This is a genomic window from Pseudomonas sp. WS 5078 (assembly GCF_012985745.1).
In the GTDB taxonomy this organism is placed as follows: Bacteria; Pseudomonadota; Gammaproteobacteria; order Pseudomonadales; family Pseudomonadaceae; genus Aquipseudomonas; species Aquipseudomonas lundensis_A.
Genome location: NZ_JAAQWX010000006.1, coordinates 248,853 through 264,864, shown reverse-complemented (window position 1 = coordinate 264,864; position 16,012 = coordinate 248,853). Strand labels below are relative to the sequence as shown.

Below are 16,012 nucleotides of genomic sequence, written 5' to 3'. Positions count from 1 at the left end.
GTGATGGAACGCTTTTTCCTGAGTTTGAAAATGGAGCGGGTATGGCGGCGCGATTACGCCAACCACGCCGAAGCGATACGCGACATCACTGAATACATCGTTGGGTTTTACAACAACGAGAGGCTGCACTCGAAACTGGGATATCTGCCACCGACCGGTTACGAGCGGGCGATGGCGTCAAAATCACCTATCGAGGTGTCCGGTATTAGTTGACCACTGCAGGGTTTTACCGGTGGCTCAACGGGCGGCTTAACCGGGGGTTTCACCGGTGGCTCAACGGGCGGCTTAACCGGGGGTTTCACCGGGGGTTTCACCGGTGGCTCAACGGGCGGCTTAACCGGGGGTTTCGCCGGTGGCTTAGCGGGGGGCTTAACCGGGGGTTTTACGGGTGGGCTCACAGGAGGCTTGAACGGCGGTTTTGTGACGGGTTTAGAAACCGTAACCTTCGGAGGTTTAGGGCTTAACTTAAAGCTCGCCATCTTCGCGCCTGAAACGTGGCTTTCTTCTCTTTGCGCGTCATCGTGTGCCAAACCAACAATCAAATCGTTCGGCTCTTCGAGCAACTCACACTCATCATCAACACCTTTGGCAGTGTCGTTTTCGTGTATCTGAATACCTGCTTTATCATCGAGTCCATTCATTTATATCGTCCTTAAGCCGTCGTCTTGACAGCCACACTATTATTCAACACACCTACATTGGCAGTTGAGGTTGTTATCCACCTATTTAGAAACACTAAAACGAAACTTACTAAAAGCGAGTACCCACACAACAAAGAGCATTAAGAGAAGACTAATTTCTGCTTATACGACATCACCCTTCAGACTTTTCCGTAGGACTGCGCAAGCAACATGCTCATATCGTGTAGCTAGCCATCAGTCCAACCCAAAGCTGTTGTGTTGAGCGTTATCGAGTTTCCGTCTTTTCGGTATATCCAAAGAGCAAGCAGATCAGAATCAAAAAAAACGACCAAAAAAATGCCAGTCAGCAGAACTGACTGGCATTCAACGCACATGACCTGCGTTACCGAGGGGTCACACCTTAGTGATGCTCACGCGTCGCGCGGAACTTCACATCAGGCCAGCGCTCTTCCATCAACGCGAGGTTAACCCGGGTCGGCGCCAGGTAAGTCAGGTGACCGCCGCCATCTAGCGCAAGGTTTTCCACAGCCTTGACGCTGAATTCTTCCAGCTTCTTCTTATCGCTGCATTCGATCCAGCGCGCAGACCATACGGTGATCGGCTCATAAGAGCATTCCACTTTGTATTCTTCTTTCAGGCGGCTCGCCACCACGTCAAACTGCAGCACACCCACGGCGCCCAGAATGATGTCGTTGCTGCGCTCGGGGAAAAACACCTGAGTGGCGCCCTCTTCGGCCAGTTGCTGCAAGCCTTGGCGCAATTGCTTGGACTTGAGCGGATCGCGCAGACGCACCCGACGGAACAATTCCGGGGCAAAGTGCGGGATGCCGGTGAAGCTCAGGCTCTCGCCTTCGCTGAAGGTGTCACCGATTTGTATCGTGCCGTGGTTATGCAAGCCGATGATGTCGCCCGCATAGGCTTCTTCGAGTTGCTCACGTTCGGAGGAGAAGAACGTCAGCGCGTCGCCGATGCGCACATCCTTGCCCGTGCGTACGTGACGCATCTTCATGCCTTTTTCATATTTGCCCGAGCAAATACGCATGAAGGCGATCCGGTCCCGGTGCTTGGGGTCCATGTTCGCCTGAATCTTGAACACGAAGCCGGTGAACTTCTCTTCTTCGGGCTCGACCGTACGCTCGTTGGCAACACGGGCAAGCGGCATCGGCGCCCAATCCACCACGGCATCCAGCACGTGGTCGACACCGAAGTTGCCCAAGGCCGTACCGAAGAATACCGGAGTCAGTTGGCCGTCGAGGAACTCTTGCTGGTTGAACTCATGGCACGCGCCTTGAACCAGTTCCAGTTGATCGACAAAACGGTCGTACTCGTCACCCAAGTGCGCGCGGGCTTCGTCGGAGTCAAGCTTCTCAATGATTTTGACTTCAGTGCGTTCGTGACCATGACCCGCGGTGTAAACAATGATGTAGTCGCCCGCCAGGTGATAAACACCCTTGAAGTCGCGGTAGCAACCAATCGGCCAGGTGATCGGCGCCGCCTTGATTTTGAGTACGGCTTCGATTTCGTCCAGCAGCTCGATCGGGTCGCGGATGTCGCGGTCGAGTTTGTTAATGAAGCTGACGATAGGCGTGTCACGCAGACGGCACACGTCCATCAGCGCGATGGTACGTGGCTCAACACCTTTACCGCCATCGAGCACCATCAAGGCCGAGTCGACAGCGGTCAGCGTACGGTAGGTGTCTTCCGAGAAGTCTTCGTGGCCCGGGGTGTCGAGCAGGTTGATCATGTGGTCGCGATACGGGAACTGCATGACCGACGTGGTAATCGAGATACCCCGTTGTTTCTCCATTTCCATCCAGTCGGAGGTGGCATGGCGGTCGGACTTTCGCGATTTCACCGTACCGGCAACGGCAATGGCCTTGCCCATCAGCAAGAGTTTCTCGGTGATGGTGGTTTTACCCGCATCGGGGTGGGAAATGATGGCGAAAGTGCGGCGTTTCGCGACTTCGGCGGCCTGATGGGTCATGGGAAATCGCCTGACGATTGATTCAAAAAAGGGCGCGGATTATAGCCCAAATCCGGCATCCGCAGCCACCGTTGGTGCCTTGGCTTTGATCACAAGGGTGGCAATGTGCCGTAAAAAATGTGAACCTTTTGAGCGGTGGAGGCGTCCACTCTCCTGATACGACAAACCGTCAGGAGCTGAAATATCAGCAAGTTAGCCTGACGAGGCTGCGCTAATGACAGGCGAAGCCGGCGTTTACTCTGCCCCCGCCTGTTGCTCTTCGCGAACACATTGTCGGCAGCCAGGAATGGCATTGCCACACGAGAATGTGTCCGCCGACTGAAAAAAAAAGGAGTCCGCCTGTGGCTAATCGCTATGGAAAAGGGCTTATAGGTTGCGTGGCAGTTGTCGCCCTCCTGGCCCTGTTGGTCCACTGGATCGGCATCAGCACTATCGAACACTATCAAGATGATCTGTTGTTCTACCTGCAAGCCCATCTGTACCTCGTACTCGTTTCAATGCTCGCCGCTCTCCTTGTAGGGATACCCGCCGGCATTTTCCTCAGCCGACCTTCAATGGTCGGACGTGCGGAACGCTTCATGCAAGTCTTCAACATCGGCAACACCGTCCCGCCGCTGGCTGTACTGGCCATTGCACTGGGCTTTCTGGGGATTGGTAGCGGTCCCGCCATCTTTGCCCTGTTTCTCGCCTCGTTGCTGCCCATTGTGCGCAACACGTACGAAGGCCTGAAAAACGTACAGGGTTCACTCAAAGAAGCCGCCGTCGGCATTGGAATGACCCCGCGCCAAGTGCTTTGGCGAGTCGAGTTACCCAATGCCGTGCCCATCATAATGGGCGGTGTGCGGGTTGCACTGGCGATCAACGTCGGGACCGCGCCACTGGCGTTCCTGATCGGCGCCAACAGCCTGGGCAGCCTGATTTTCCCTGGCATCGCCCTCAACAATCAGCCGCAACTGATCCTGGGCGCCGCGTGCACCGCGCTGCTGGCATTGCTGCTCGACGGCCTGGTGATACTCATCAGCCGCCAATGGTTGGAACGCGGCCTGCGACCTGTTTAAGGTCGGGCTGAGCATAGGAAAACCCATGAAAAAAATAAGCTTGTTTTTAGGCTGCATCCTGCTGTGCGCAGGAATTGTGCAGGCCGCTGAAAAACCCTTGATCCGCATCGGGGCGCGGGTGTTCACCGAACAGACTCTGCTCGCTGAAATCACCTCGCAATACCTCAATACCAAGGGCTACAACGCTCAAGTGACTGGCGGGTTGGGAAGCAGCCTGGCGCGGTCGGCGCAGGAGTCGGGACAGCTGGACATGGTGTGGGAGTACACCGGGGTTTCGCTGGTGGCGTACAACCACATCACCGACAAACTCGACAGTCAGCAATCCTACGACCGCGTTAAAGAAGTCGACGCCAAGCAAGGCCTGATCTGGCTGCACCCGTCCAAGTTCAGCAATACCTTTGCACTGGCGTTACCACAGGAAGTGGCTGAGCAATACCCGCACATCAACACCATCAGCGACCTCAACAAAGCCCTGCGCGAACCCGAGCACAAAAAAGCGCTGGTGGCACTGGACACGGAGTTCGCCAACCGCTCGGACGGTCTTGGAGGTCTGGTCAAGCTCTACGACATGGACCTGACCCGTAGAAATATCCGCCAGATGGACGCCGGTCTGGTCTATACCGCCCTGAAAAACAGCCAGGTGTTTGCCGGGCTGGTCTACACAACCGACGGCCGACTGAGCGCTTTTAACCTCAAGCTGCTGGACGACGACCGGCATTACTTCCCGGACTACACCGCCGCTCCGGTTGTGCGTAAAGCCTATCTGGATCAGCACCCGGATCTCGAAGGCCTGCTCAAGCCGCTGGCCGACCTGTTTGATGACGAAACCATGCGTCAGCTTAACGCCCGGGTCGACGTGGATCACGAAAGCCCATCCAAAGTGGCCGCCGACTTCCTGCGCCAACACCCGCTCAACTGAGGAGAAGACATGGAATTTCTAAACGCCTTTTCCCACATGGATTGGACGCTCGTACTGCACCTTACGTGGCAGCACATTACCTTGGTCGGCATCGCCGTGACCTTGGCCATTGTGGTCGGCGTGCCGTTGGGTGTACTGATGACCCGCTTCCCGACGTTGGCCGGGCCGATGCAGGCCAGCGCTACGGTATTGCTGACCATCCCGTCCATCGCCCTGTTTGGCCTGCTGCTGCCGTTCTACTCCAAGTTCGGTCAGGGCCTGGGGCCGATGCCAGCCATCACGGCTGTGTTCCTTTATTCACTGCTGCCCATCATGCGCAATACCTTTCTTGCGCTCACCGGTGTTGAGCCGGGTATCCGTGAGGCCGCTCGCGGTATTGGCATGACCTTCGGCCAGCGCCTGCGCATGGTCGAATTGCCCATCGCCGTGCCTGTGATTCTGGCCGGTGTACGCACCGCTGTTGTGATGAACATCGGTGTAATGACCATCGCCGCTACCATCGGCGCCGGCGGTCTGGGTGTACTTATTCTGGCTGCCATCAGCCGCAGCGATATGTCGATGCTGATCGTCGGCGCCGTGCTGGTCAGTGTGCTGGCCATCATCGCTGACTTGCTTTTGCAATGGCTGCAACGCTCGCTGACTCCAAAAGGACTGCTCAAATGATCGAACTTCAAAACCTCAGCAAAACCTTCCAAAGCAACGGCAAAGATGTCAAAGCCGTCGACTCGGTGAACCTGACCGTCAACGAAGGCGAGATCTGCGTATTCCTCGGGCCATCGGGTTGCGGCAAAAGCACCACGTTGAAAATGATCAACCGCCTGATCAAGCCCACCTCCGGCAAAATTCTGATCAACGGCGAAGACACCACGGACCTCGACCCGGTAACCCTGCGTCGCAACATCGGGTACGTGATTCAGCAAATCGGTTTGTTTCCGAACATGACCATCGAAGAAAACATCACGGTCGTGCCAAGACTGTTGGGATGGGACAAACAGAAGTGCCATGAACGGGCACGTGAACTGATGAGCATGATCAAGCTCGAACCCAAGCAATACCTGCACCGCTACCCGCGCGAGTTGTCAGGTGGCCAGCAACAGCGCATTGGCGTGATCCGCGCCCTGGCCGCTGACGCGCCCCTGCTGCTGATGGATGAGCCATTTGGCGCTGTCGATCCCATCAACCGTGAAATGATTCAGAACGAGTTTTTCGAGATGCAACGGGCGCTGAACAAGACTGTGATCATGGTCAGCCACGACATCGACGAAGCCATCAAACTGGGCGACAAGATTGCGATCTTCCGCGGCGGAAAGTTGTTGCAGATGGACCACCCGGACACCCTGCTCGCCCACCCTGCCGACGAGTTTGTCAGCAATTTTGTCGGACAGGACAGCACCCTCAAGCGTCTGCTGCTGGTCAAGGCCGAAGACGCAGCCGACAACGCGCCTTCCGTCAGCCCTGAAACCCCGGTAGGCGAAGCGCTGGAGCTGATGGACGAACTCGACCGTCGATATGTCGTCGTCACCTGTGCCGACAACAAGGCGCTGGGTTATGTGCGTCGTCGCGACTTGCATCGCCAAACCGGCACCTGCGGGCAATACCTGCGCGAATTCACCGCAACGGCGGCATCCGAGGAGCACTTGCGCATCTTGCTGTCACGCATGTACGAATTTAACCGTTCGTGGTTACCGGTGATGGATACCGAACGTGTGTTCCAGGGTGAGGTCACCCAGGAATCGATCGCAGCCTATTTGAGTTCCGGTCGCTCACGTGGTGCCAAGACCAGCATCGTGTCCCCTGCCGAGACCGCCCTGGCCTAAACGGCAATGGCCCAGGAGCGAGATTGCCTCGCTCCTGCGGCCTCTCAACCTCGCCATAAACGCTTCATGGAACATCCCTTCCTTCCCACGGTCGGTTACTTAAATAGCCGATACGCCGCCTGCGACGAAGTCGTGCAAAAACGCGACATTTTTTGTTGATCAATGCGCAATCACCCCCTACAGTTCGCGCCGAACATCCATGCTGGAAACGATCCATCCGGCTCAAGTACTGACGACGAGACAGCAAGGTTCATTTACCTTTTTTGCTTTCGGCGGACATGCCTTGGGAAGTAGGCGAACCAAAGTGGGGATACGGAGGATGTTCAGTTGCGCCCATTTATAGATGACGTTTGCCACTAGGAGTCCCTCTGCATGTCGATTAAGGTCGAAGACTATTACGCGCGCGATACCTTTCAGAAAATGAAAGCGTTCGCTGACACCCAAGAAACCCCGTTCGTCGTGATCGATACCGCGATGATCAGCCAGGCCTACGATGACCTGCGCGCAGGTTTCGAATTTGCCAAGGTGTACTACGCCGTCAAGGCCAACCCGGCTGTTGAAATCATCAACTTGCTGCGCGACAAAGGCTCCAGTTTCGACATCGCGTCGATCTATGAGCTGGACAAAGTAATGGCCCAAGGCGTTAGCCCGGATCGCATCAGTTACGGCAACACCATCAAAAAGTCCAAAGACATCCGCTACTTCTATGAGAAAGGCGTGCGCCTGTTCTCCACCGACTCGGAAGCCGACCTGCGCAATATCGCCAAGGCCGCGCCGGGGTCGAAGGTGTATGTGCGCATCCTGACAGAAGGCTCGACCACCGCTGACTGGCCGCTGTCACGCAAGTTTGGCTGCCAGACCGACATGGCCATGGACTTGCTGATTTTGGCCCGCGACCTTGGTCTGGTGCCTTACGGTATTTCATTCCATGTCGGCTCCCAGCAGCGCGACATCAGCGTGTGGGACGCGGCAATAGCCAAGGTCAAGGTCATCTTCGAACGTCTGAAGGAAGAAGACGGGATTCACCTGAAGCTGATCAACATGGGCGGCGGATTCCCGGCCAACTACATCACTCGCACTAACAGCCTTGAAACCTACGCTGAAGAAATCATCCGTTTCCTGAAGGAAGACTTCGGCGATGACCTGCCGGAAATTATTCTGGAACCGGGTCGTTCGCTGATTGCCAACGCCGGGATTCTGGTCAGCGAAGTGGTGCTGGTGGCCCGTAAATCCCGCACCGCCGTAGAGCGCTGGGTGTATACCGATGTGGGCAAGTTCTCGGGCCTGATCGAAACCATGGATGAAGCCATCAAGTTTCCGATCTGGACTGAAAAGAAAGGCGAGATGGAAGAAGTCGTTATCGCCGGTCCGACCTGCGACAGCGCAGACATCATGTATGAAAACTACAAGTATGGCCTGCCGCTCAACCTGGCCATCGGTGACCGCCTGTACTGGCTATCAACGGGCGCTTACACCACCAGTTACAGCGCCGTCGAGTTCAATGGTTTCCCGCCGCTGAAGTCATTCTACTTGTAATCAAACCCATCACGATGCCCATACAGCCAAACTGCATGGGCATTATTTGCAGGCGCTAAAACTTAAACGCGCACCTGACGCAATACTGAAATAAAGGTCGTTAGATGCGTTTGCAATGCACTCATATCGCATGCATCCGCGGTTTGAAACAGGCGACACTCTCTTAAAAATACCACCAGGCTTTCCTCAACCAAGCCCACCTCTTCTACCCACTGGACTCTTGCAGTCAATACACCGCCATAGGCTTCGACATTTTCCTTTCGCGTCTGTAGTTTTTTTATTTTGGCGTCCAGCTCTTGCAGCTCACCCGCGTTCGCGGATATTTTTTTCGAAACACGCACAAGGGCTTCCGATAAAGATGCCAGCTTTGCGGCTGCGCCAAACATATCCAAATACTTCTCCAGTCGCTGGAGGCCCAGTTTAATAATGTCCGCGTCTAACTTGGGAACCAATGCCTGGGATACTAACACCTGAAGTTCATCCGCGGTGGGCAGTACATTTTCAACCTGTTTTTTCCAAAAATCATTGCTGAGTAAATCGTCTGCAGCTTTAATTTCTTGCCAGTCAGCCCTGAGTCGATCCCCCTCGGCTTTTAATGCTGCTTCGCGGGCCAGTAGTGCAATCAGGCGGGCCTCATCATACTCAAGTAACTCGTCAGCAAAATGATCCAGCGTTAATCCGCCAACTTCGTCCCGGGAGGCCACAACTAAACGTCTGGCGGTCTCTGCTTTTTGTACTACAGTGCTCAGTCGTAGCTGGCAGAGGGCTTCAAGGTCTTCAATACTCTTGGCTTTGAGTTTGGCATCCAAAGAGGCAGCATCAGCAATCTCCTTGTACTGCCTGGCGATATCGCCAATGCCGGTATTGGAGAGTGAGGCCTCAAGTGCGATGGCCTGATCCACTAACGAGCGACTGTGGTTGTTTATCACGACCTGCGCGCTTACGACACGCTCTTGTAGGCCTGGAAGTAAAGCAAAAGCGTTACCCACAACAGCGCGATTAAACACACTCACGGCTTCCTTGACAGGGGCCATGTTCAACGTGGGGTAAAGATTCAAATAAGTGATTCCGTTCACACCTAGGTTCCTTCTAAAAATCAGCCACTGACCATTTCATTGAATGCATTGGAGATCTGCACGGTGTAATTTTTGATACTGCGCCATGGATTAATTACCGTCGCAAAATTAAGCGCAAACGTATGCAGCTCCAGCATCGTATTGACCTGAGCCAGCTCTTCACTGGCTTCATTGAGGTAACGGGCAATATACGTCCATACCTGCGACAGCTGTTTGGCGCCTACTTCGGCCGATAACATCCGTCCTTGCAAATCAATAAAATGCACTTGAAGATCGTCGATCAGCTCAATCAACTTATCAGCATTATTAACTTGCATCTTCAATTCTTGCCTTTCAACGATCAGGCGATTTTTCTCCTTACGTATTTTCTCTGCCTTACTGCCGAAAATACCGCCCGAAATCAGAAGTCCGACGGGCCCTACTACCAAGCCAGCAAAAGAAATGCCCACACTCCTTGAATAGTCAGAGGCTAACTTGTCAATCCGCTCATCCAGTTCCAGGATAGTCTTAAGCAGTTCTTCACGTTCATGTTCTTTTCCCGAGTTTTTATAAGCCATCATTTTGCTTTTAACCAGAGGAATCAACTCATCGCTCAACCCCTGTTCAAAGGCTTTGGCCATAGCCTCCACGCCTGCCACAGACTTAATGAAATGATTCGTCCTGGTTTTTGATTGTTCTAAATACTGCGTCATTGCGGCAATGGCTTGCCGCTCGGTGTTATCCACCAACATAACGTTTAACGTTTCTTGCTCTTGCTCTGTGAGGGCTTCAAGGGTGCCATTCAAGCGTCGACCCAACTCGACATCTTTAATAAGCGCCAGAATACCCTCGCCTATTGTCAAGAATTGCTCGGAAAAACTTTCCAACAGCCTCGCTAACTCTTTACTGCCAGACTCTAATGCAGGCCATGTGTTGGCATGTGCCACTGCACGCTCGTTAAGCGCCAGAATATCTTCTGGCGACAAACCTTCAATGTCGATGCTCTCATAATTCAGACGCTTTTTTACGACTTCCAGTGAGAGCGGTAACAATTTTGCGAATTCTACATACCGACGCGTATTCCGGATATCCTCTCGCCGAATTAAAAAACCCATATCTTTAGGATCGATAGCAGACGGCGTTTGACCAGCGACCAATTTTATATACTCTTCGGGCAACCGACTTGCCCCCGCATACACACTTAAATTCTCGATTTCCCCTTCTTCAACATCCGCAGCTAAATTCTTCATTTTGAGCCCCTTGTTATTTATGAGTTTGCACTTAGAGACTAGGACAAAACCCTACTTACTCAACGCGACAAAGCCATCAATAACTGTAGGATACTGGCACGCAGCCAAGGAGAATTACCGAGCGCCATAAAAATCACATTTAGATAATAAGCCACACTTGAACTATTAAAAAAACAATCTACGTCCTTTTTTTCACCCGACCAACCCCCTAGAGGCACGTGGAGTTGGCCGATTAATGTTATCCAGCCTTTTATAAAACTGGCTGTTTACGTGTTACCGTGCGGCCCAGTCATCACGTTCCAGTATTTGTGTAAATGAACTGTAGACTTGCGCAGTCAGTGCTTTTACGCGCAACCACGTTCTCATGAGCCTCTCGAGATTGGTTTTAAGTTGGTTAAGGTCTGCCAGGGTACTCACCTGTTTCAAATACTCATTCACACCCATCACATACCATTGGAGGGGTTCCCATGCGTTCTCCATGTCTCGGCATGTCACTGCGGCCGCCATAAATCGTCCGCGCAGCTCGGAAAAACGTTGCTGGGTAACGTATAGAAACGCGCCCAATGTATCCGGCGGCAAACTGGCGAACACCAAACGGCCCCGCTCGACAACTAGCCGGTGAATCTCCCCCCGCAGTATTCCGGCTTGGCGACTGAAAACGCCTGAGGTGGCTTCAAGGCTGAACTGTGGCACCCTGCCCGGCACTGTCTCTGTAATCAGTCGCTCATACTCCGTTACCACGCTGTGGAGTTGATCATCTAATGCGCGCAGATCTGTTTTTAATGAAGCGTTGGCGGTAACGTTATCCACTTGCGAATAAACATCCAGAAGTGCCGACGCGTGTGGCACCAACACGTTCGCTAAGGTGCTATTAAATAGACGGCACTGAGAAAAGATCGAGGTATTGAAAAAACCGCGTATATCCGGCTGTTCGTGAACCCGGTTGAGACGTATGAGTTCAAGGGCTGAGCGCTGTTCATCGGTTAATACTGCACGTGGCAGATCAGTGATACCCAGTCCGTTACCTGATGGCTGCTCCCCCATAACCCCAGCGATATCTTCAATAAGACGTTGAAGACGCTCCAGAATGTCCCCCGCCAACTGGTTCATGCTATCGCATGCCACTTTGACTGCATGTTCAAGGTGGGTCCAGGTATGAGCGTGTGCCAGAACCTGTTGATGAAAGCCCACTACCTTTTCTGGCTCCAGCCCTTTCAACCCTACAGCCGCCGGTGGATACAGGCGCTTTACGTTCTCAAGAACCGTCGGCAAAAGACGGGCATGGTCGACATATAATCGAATGGTTTCAATATCTGTACGCCGGAATAAAAAACCGCTGTCAGCACGCGGAATTCCGTTTAAGCGTACGCCCGACAGATACTGCATAAATCGCAACGGCACGACGATAGAGTGTTCGAACACCCCGGATTGTTCATAAAACTCAGACTCCGTTAGAGCCTCCAGCTCATCCCTATAATACTCAGGCATCATGCAGTTCCCGCTCAATTAATACACATGAACAAGACTATGCCCAACCGGGACACCGGCAATACAGCTTAAGCACAAAACAATGTAAGAGAGTACGTTAAATAACAGCGTTATTCGCCAGCGCCATAACTATTCAATACAGGGCCTTCATCGCTATAACTATTTAATGTGCCTGTCGATTACGTAACGGTGGCCTCCACTGTGTTCGATCAATCTGTTTGAAGTTGTGCTGCACGCTGCGCAAAGTCCGACGCCAATGCCCGAATCCGCGGGTCCCGGGCATACATGAGGGATTGCTGTGCGACGCGAAGAAAGTTCAGATTGCCTCCCGCCAGCGCCTTGTACAGCCACTCAAGGGCTTCATCGATCTGCCCCTGCTGCGTCAGCACGGCCGCATGGCTGAACTGCCCGCGAAAATCTCCGTTTTCAGCCGAACATTTGTACCAATACCAAGCGGCATTGAGGTCTTGCGCACAATATTGCCCTTCCTCCAGATAGCGCCCCAACAAATTCATCGACTTGGCATGCCCCAACTCTGCGGCTTGCCGATAAAGCGCCAGCGCAGCCAGCGGGTCTTCAGGGACCCCGCGCCCGGTGGCCAACAAGTTCGCGTAGTTGTACATGGCCCAGTCCAGACCGGCCTCTGCGGCCTGACGGTATTGCAGACTGGCCAGCGTCAGATCCACTGGCCCGCCCCAACCATGTTCCAGGCAGCGACCGAGCATGTTGCGCGCCATCAGATGACCGGCGTTGGCAGCGATCTGAAACCAGCGCCTGGCCAGGACCGGATCGCGTTCGATGCCCTGCCCGTCGAGCAAAATTTGCCCTAACAACGCTTGCCCATCAATGAGCCCTTGTTTAGCTGCAATCAGGATGGCTTGTGCCGCCCGGCCCGGGTTTTCAGCCAACATGGCACGGAGCTGTTCACCATCGAGCAACTCCTCACGGCGCAATTGAAAGCTCATGGCTAGACCTCAACCCAGCGACGTAGCAGGTTGTGATAGGTGCCGGTGAGCTGAATTAACGACGGGTGATCGGGCACATCGCGGGTCAGTTGCTGGATCGCGCCATCCATTTCGTACAACAGCGTACGTTGACTGTCTTCACGCACCAGGCTCTGGGTCCAGAAAAAGGAGGCAAAGCGAGTCCCCCGCGTGACGGCGTTGACTTTATGCAGACTGGTGCCGGGGTACAGCACCATGTCACCTGCCGGCAATTTGATTTGCTGCACGCCGTAGGTGTCCTGAATCACCAGTTCGCCACCGTCGTAATCGTCAGGGTCACTGAAGAACAGCGTCGACGACAAATCCGTGCGTACCCGTTCAGGGTTGCCCTTGGGTTGGCGCACGGCGTTATCGATATGAAAGTCGAAGCTGCCGCCCGCGGTGTAACAGTTGAGCAACGGCGGAAATACTTTGTGCGGCAAGGCGGCTGACATGAACTGCGGGTTTTGCCATAGCCGGTCGATCATGGCCGCGCCAATTTCTTTGGCGAGCGGATGGCCTTCCGGCAACTGCAGGTTGTGCTTGGCTTTGGCGGATTGATACCCGGCCGTGATTTTGCCGTCCGCCCAGTCCGCCTGCTCCAGTGCTTCGCGAATGCGCGCAACTTCTTCACGGGTAAACAAGCCGGGAATATGCAGGAGCATGGCGCAATACCTGATAACAAAGGGATGGCAATGGTATTGATTCTTATTGATCGTGTAAAACCCTGATCAACCCCCTTAGACGAACGAGTGTGAAAAAAACCGTAAAGAAAAACTGTAAAGATTGTAAGTTTTGCGCTAATAGTAATTGATCTCAATTGATACACAGAATTGTTTGCACTATATTTCGCGGCTCAAATTCTGGGGGAAGGGATCTTCACATGTCGCGCCTTACTACAAAAATACCCGTCAGCTCACCGCGTTTGCTGGCTTCGGCCATCGGTGTCGCAATCACCGCAACCTCCGCTGCGCACATGGCACAGGCGGCTGAAAGCACTGAAAGCAAAGCACAGGGCAACAGTATTTCGCTGGGCGCGACCACCGTGAGCGGGGAGCAGCAAGAGAAGTCGTATCAGACTCAAAACGCCAGCTCTCAGAAATACACGGCGCCTCTGGTAGACACCCCGCGCTCAGTTACTGTGATCCCTCAACAAGTGTTGCAAGATACAGCTGCAACTTCACTGCAAGACGCCTTGCGCACCGTCCCGGGTGTGACATTTGGTGCCGGTGAAGGTGGCAACCCTCAGGGTGATCGTCCTTTCATTCGTGGCTTTGATGCGCAAGCCGACATGTACCTTGATGGCGTACGTGACGCGGGCGGCCAGACCCGTGAAATCTTTGACATTGAGTCGATTGAAGTCAGCAAAGGACCAAACTCTTCTTTTGGTGGTCGCGGGTCTGCAGGCGGCAGCCTTAACATGGTGAGCAAGACCCCTAAAATGGGCGACTTTCTCAACGGTGGCTTTACGTATGGCTCGGACCAGACCCGCCGTTACACAGTCGATGTTAACCGTCAGTTCCTTGATACGGCTGCGTTCCGACTCAACCTGATGAGTCATGAGCAAAACGTTGCAGGCCGTGACTCCGTGAACTACGACCGTTGGGGTGTAGCCCCTTCCCTGACGTTCGGTCTCGGTACAGAAAACCGCCTGAACCTCAGCTATTACCATCTGGAAAGCAATGACTTGCCTGACTCGGGGATTCCTTATGGTTACAGCAACAGCTCCAAGACAGCTGTACATGGTCATGACAAGCCGGACGACGGCGGGCACAGCAACAACTTTTATGGGTTGAAGGACCGTGATTTCCGCAAGACCCGTGTCGATATCAGCACCCTCTCGTTCGAACATGACTTCAGCGATTCGATGACCCTGAAAAACACGTTCCGTCATGGCAATACAGGCCAGGACTACATCCTGACGCAGCCTGACGACAGCCAGCACAACGTCAATCAATACGGCACTGTGTGGCGTCGCGCCAACACCCGTGTTTCGACGACCGAAACCACGACTAACCAGACAGACCTGTTTGGTAACTTCCAGTTCATGGGCTTCAAAAACACGTATTCCACGGGCGTTGAATTCACCCGTGAAGAAACCCGCGTCAGCAGCTACACCGTGACGCCTAATAAAAATCCTGATTGCACGCCGAACAAAGTCGGCAACAGCGGCGGGGAATGCACCTCACTGTCTAACCCGAATCCGAATGATGTCTGGACGGGTACTGAAGCCCGCAACTACTACGGCACCAATACGGTCGGTGTGACCAAAGCGGCGTATATCTTCGATACCATCGAACTCGATCCGAAATGGCTGTTGAACGCGGGTCTTCGCTATGACTCATTCAGCACGACTGCGAACACCAATGCCGCAACTGGCCGCACTAAAGCCGAGAACGACAGCCACTTTTTCAACTGGCAGACCGGACTGGTCTGGAAGCCACTGGATAACGGCAGTGTGTACCTTTCCTACGCTACGTCTGCTACGCCACCCGGCGGCATAGTCGGAGAAGGTGTTGAGGGTAACGCGCTGGTTACACCGGGCAGCAACATCACCAGCGACTTGAAACCTGAAGAAACCGTTAACTACGAATTAGGCACCAAGTGGGATGTTTTCCAGGATCGCCTGTCGTTGACGGCAGCTGTGTTCCGTACCGAAAAGAAGAACACGCGCGTCTTGGCTGATTCATTCACCTATGAAAATGCCGGTAAATCACGGGTTGACGGCGTTGAGCTGTCGGCCAGCGGAAAAATCACTGACAAATGGCAAGTCTTCGCAGGCTACAGCTACTTGAAGAGCGAGCTGGTTGATCCGGGCCAAAAGGGCAACCGTAACGGTAGCATCAACACCGCAGCGCTCTCGGACAAAGGCAATGAAATGCCTAACACGCCGAAAAACAGCTTTAGCCTTTGGACTACGTATGACGTGACGCCCAAGCTCACGATTGGTGGTGGCGCGTTCTATGTGGACGAAGTGTACGGCGACACGGCCAATACGGTGTATGTCCCGTCTTACACCCGCTACGACGCCATGGCCAGTTATAAGCTGACCAAAAACATCGACCTGCAACTGAACGTCCAAAACCTGACCGACAAGACGTACTACGACAAAGCCTACGCGGCGCACTTCGCCAGCCAGGCAGCAGGCCGTACAGCCTTGTTGACCACCAGCTTCCATTTCTAAACGCACATTGAGTTAAACCAAGCCCCGCCCATCCAATGGCCGGGGCTTTTGTGCGAAAGCTCGCGCCATTTGCGCGCATGACGTAAACACGTATTCC

Annotated in this window: 13 protein-coding genes; 7 read left to right on the top strand and 6 right to left on the bottom strand. The window is 53.8% G+C overall.

What is annotated here, in order from left to right; translation table 11 throughout:
- On the top strand, nucleotides 1-213 hold a 213-nt coding region (locus HBN68_RS11145; protein WP_169964084.1), incomplete at its 5' end, for an IS3 family transposase.
- 828 nt (nucleotides 214-1,041) lie between these two features.
- On the opposite strand, the gene HBN68_RS11135 is transcribed toward HBN68_RS11145, so the two are convergent.
- The gene (locus HBN68_RS11135; protein ID WP_047278953.1) at nucleotides 1,042-2,625 is read right to left on the bottom strand and encodes a peptide chain release factor 3; all 1,584 of its coding nucleotides are present in this window, start codon (nucleotides 2,623-2,625) and stop codon (nucleotides 1,042-1,044) included.
- A gap of 305 nt (nucleotides 2,626-2,930) precedes the next feature.
- On the opposite strand from HBN68_RS11135, the gene HBN68_RS11130 reads away from it, so the two are divergent.
- The 5 genes from HBN68_RS11130 (at nucleotide 2,931) to HBN68_RS11110 (ending at nucleotide 7,955) form a co-directional block, all read left to right on the top strand.
- Nucleotides 2,931-3,683 (top strand): ABC transporter permease, encoded by a 753-nt coding sequence (locus HBN68_RS11130; protein WP_169964082.1) that lies wholly within the window; start codon nucleotides 2,931-2,933, stop codon nucleotides 3,681-3,683.
- A 25-nt stretch (nucleotides 3,684-3,708) separates the two neighbouring features.
- Nucleotides 3,709-4,602, top strand: coding sequence for a glycine betaine ABC transporter substrate-binding protein (locus tag HBN68_RS11125; RefSeq protein ID WP_094995305.1), 894 nt, complete (start codon nucleotides 3,709-3,711; stop codon nucleotides 4,600-4,602).
- Between the two features lie 9 nt (nucleotides 4,603-4,611).
- Nucleotides 4,612-5,265: an ABC transporter permease gene (locus HBN68_RS11120; protein WP_094995306.1), complete on the top strand. Its 654-nt coding sequence runs from the start codon at nucleotides 4,612-4,614 to the stop codon at nucleotides 5,263-5,265.
- The gene (locus tag HBN68_RS11115) at nucleotides 5,262-6,419 is read left to right on the top strand and encodes an ABC transporter ATP-binding protein (protein WP_094995307.1); all 1,158 of its coding nucleotides are present in this window, start codon (nucleotides 5,262-5,264) and stop codon (nucleotides 6,417-6,419) included. Before HBN68_RS11120 ends, HBN68_RS11115 begins: the two co-directional genes overlap by 4 nt.
- A 372-nt stretch (nucleotides 6,420-6,791) precedes the next feature.
- Complete coding sequence (locus HBN68_RS11110) at nucleotides 6,792-7,955, top strand: type III PLP-dependent enzyme (RefSeq protein WP_094995308.1); 1,164 nt, start codon at nucleotides 6,792-6,794, stop codon at nucleotides 7,953-7,955.
- 62 nt (nucleotides 7,956-8,017) lie between these two features.
- Here HBN68_RS11110 and HBN68_RS11105 read toward each other — a convergent pair whose 3' ends face one another.
- The 5 genes from HBN68_RS11105 to HBN68_RS11085 all read right to left on the bottom strand — a co-directional run bounded on the left by HBN68_RS11105 (nucleotide 8,018) and on the right by HBN68_RS11085 (nucleotide 13,396).
- Nucleotides 8,018-9,031: an alpha-xenorhabdolysin family binary toxin subunit B gene (locus tag HBN68_RS11105; RefSeq protein WP_094995309.1), complete on the bottom strand. Its 1,014-nt coding sequence runs from the start codon at nucleotides 9,029-9,031 to the stop codon at nucleotides 8,018-8,020.
- Nucleotides 9,032-9,051: 20 nt separating this feature from the next.
- On the bottom strand, nucleotides 9,052-10,260 hold the full coding sequence (locus HBN68_RS11100; RefSeq protein WP_169964080.1) for an alpha-xenorhabdolysin family binary toxin subunit A: 1,209 nt from the start codon (nucleotides 10,258-10,260) through the stop codon (nucleotides 9,052-9,054).
- A 273-nt stretch (nucleotides 10,261-10,533) separates the two neighbouring features.
- Entirely contained in the window at nucleotides 10,534-11,748 is a 1,215-nt protein-coding gene (locus HBN68_RS11095) for a hypothetical protein (RefSeq protein ID WP_169964078.1), read from the bottom strand.
- A gap of 209 nt (nucleotides 11,749-11,957) precedes the next feature.
- Nucleotides 11,958-12,713, bottom strand: coding sequence for a tetratricopeptide repeat protein (locus tag HBN68_RS11090; RefSeq protein WP_094995007.1), 756 nt, complete (start codon nucleotides 12,711-12,713; stop codon nucleotides 11,958-11,960).
- A 2-nt stretch (nucleotides 12,714-12,715) separates the two neighbouring features.
- Nucleotides 12,716-13,396 carry a Fe2+-dependent dioxygenase gene (locus tag HBN68_RS11085; RefSeq protein ID WP_094995006.1) on the bottom strand — a complete coding sequence of 227 codons (681 nt, stop codon included), beginning with the start codon at nucleotides 13,394-13,396 and terminating at the stop codon, nucleotides 12,716-12,718.
- Nucleotides 13,397-13,614: 218 nt separating this feature from the next.
- Between HBN68_RS11085 and HBN68_RS11080 the strand changes: the two genes are divergently transcribed.
- On the top strand, nucleotides 13,615-15,915 hold the full coding sequence (locus HBN68_RS11080) for a TonB-dependent siderophore receptor (protein ID WP_169964076.1): 2,301 nt from the start codon (nucleotides 13,615-13,617) through the stop codon (nucleotides 15,913-15,915).
- Nucleotides 15,916-16,012: the final 97 nt, after the last annotated feature.

Coding starts and splice junctions, on each gene's coding strand:
- HBN68_RS11135 (WP_047278953.1), bottom strand. CDS start 2,625: ATGACCCATCAGGCCGCCGAAGTCGCGAAACGCCGCACTTTCGCCATC.
- HBN68_RS11130 (WP_169964082.1), top strand. CDS start 2,931: ATGTGTCCGCCGACTGAAAAAAAAAGGAGTCCGCCTGTGGCTAATCGC.
- HBN68_RS11125 (WP_094995305.1), top strand. CDS start 3,709: ATGAAAAAAATAAGCTTGTTTTTAGGCTGCATCCTGCTGTGCGCAGGA.
- HBN68_RS11120 (WP_094995306.1), top strand. CDS start 4,612: ATGGAATTTCTAAACGCCTTTTCCCACATGGATTGGACGCTCGTACTG.
- HBN68_RS11115 (WP_094995307.1), top strand. CDS start 5,262: ATGATCGAACTTCAAAACCTCAGCAAAACCTTCCAAAGCAACGGCAAA.
- HBN68_RS11110 (WP_094995308.1), top strand. CDS start 6,792: ATGTCGATTAAGGTCGAAGACTATTACGCGCGCGATACCTTTCAGAAA.
- HBN68_RS11100 (WP_169964080.1), bottom strand. CDS start 10,260: ATGAAGAATTTAGCTGCGGATGTTGAAGAAGGGGAAATCGAGAATTTA.
- HBN68_RS11095 (WP_169964078.1), bottom strand. CDS start 11,748: ATGCCTGAGTATTATAGGGATGAGCTGGAGGCTCTAACGGAGTCTGAG.
- HBN68_RS11090 (WP_094995007.1), bottom strand. CDS start 12,713: ATGAGCTTTCAATTGCGCCGTGAGGAGTTGCTCGATGGTGAACAGCTC.
- HBN68_RS11085 (WP_094995006.1), bottom strand. CDS start 13,396: ATGCTCCTGCATATTCCCGGCTTGTTTACCCGTGAAGAAGTTGCGCGC.
- HBN68_RS11080 (WP_169964076.1), top strand. CDS start 13,615: ATGTCGCGCCTTACTACAAAAATACCCGTCAGCTCACCGCGTTTGCTG.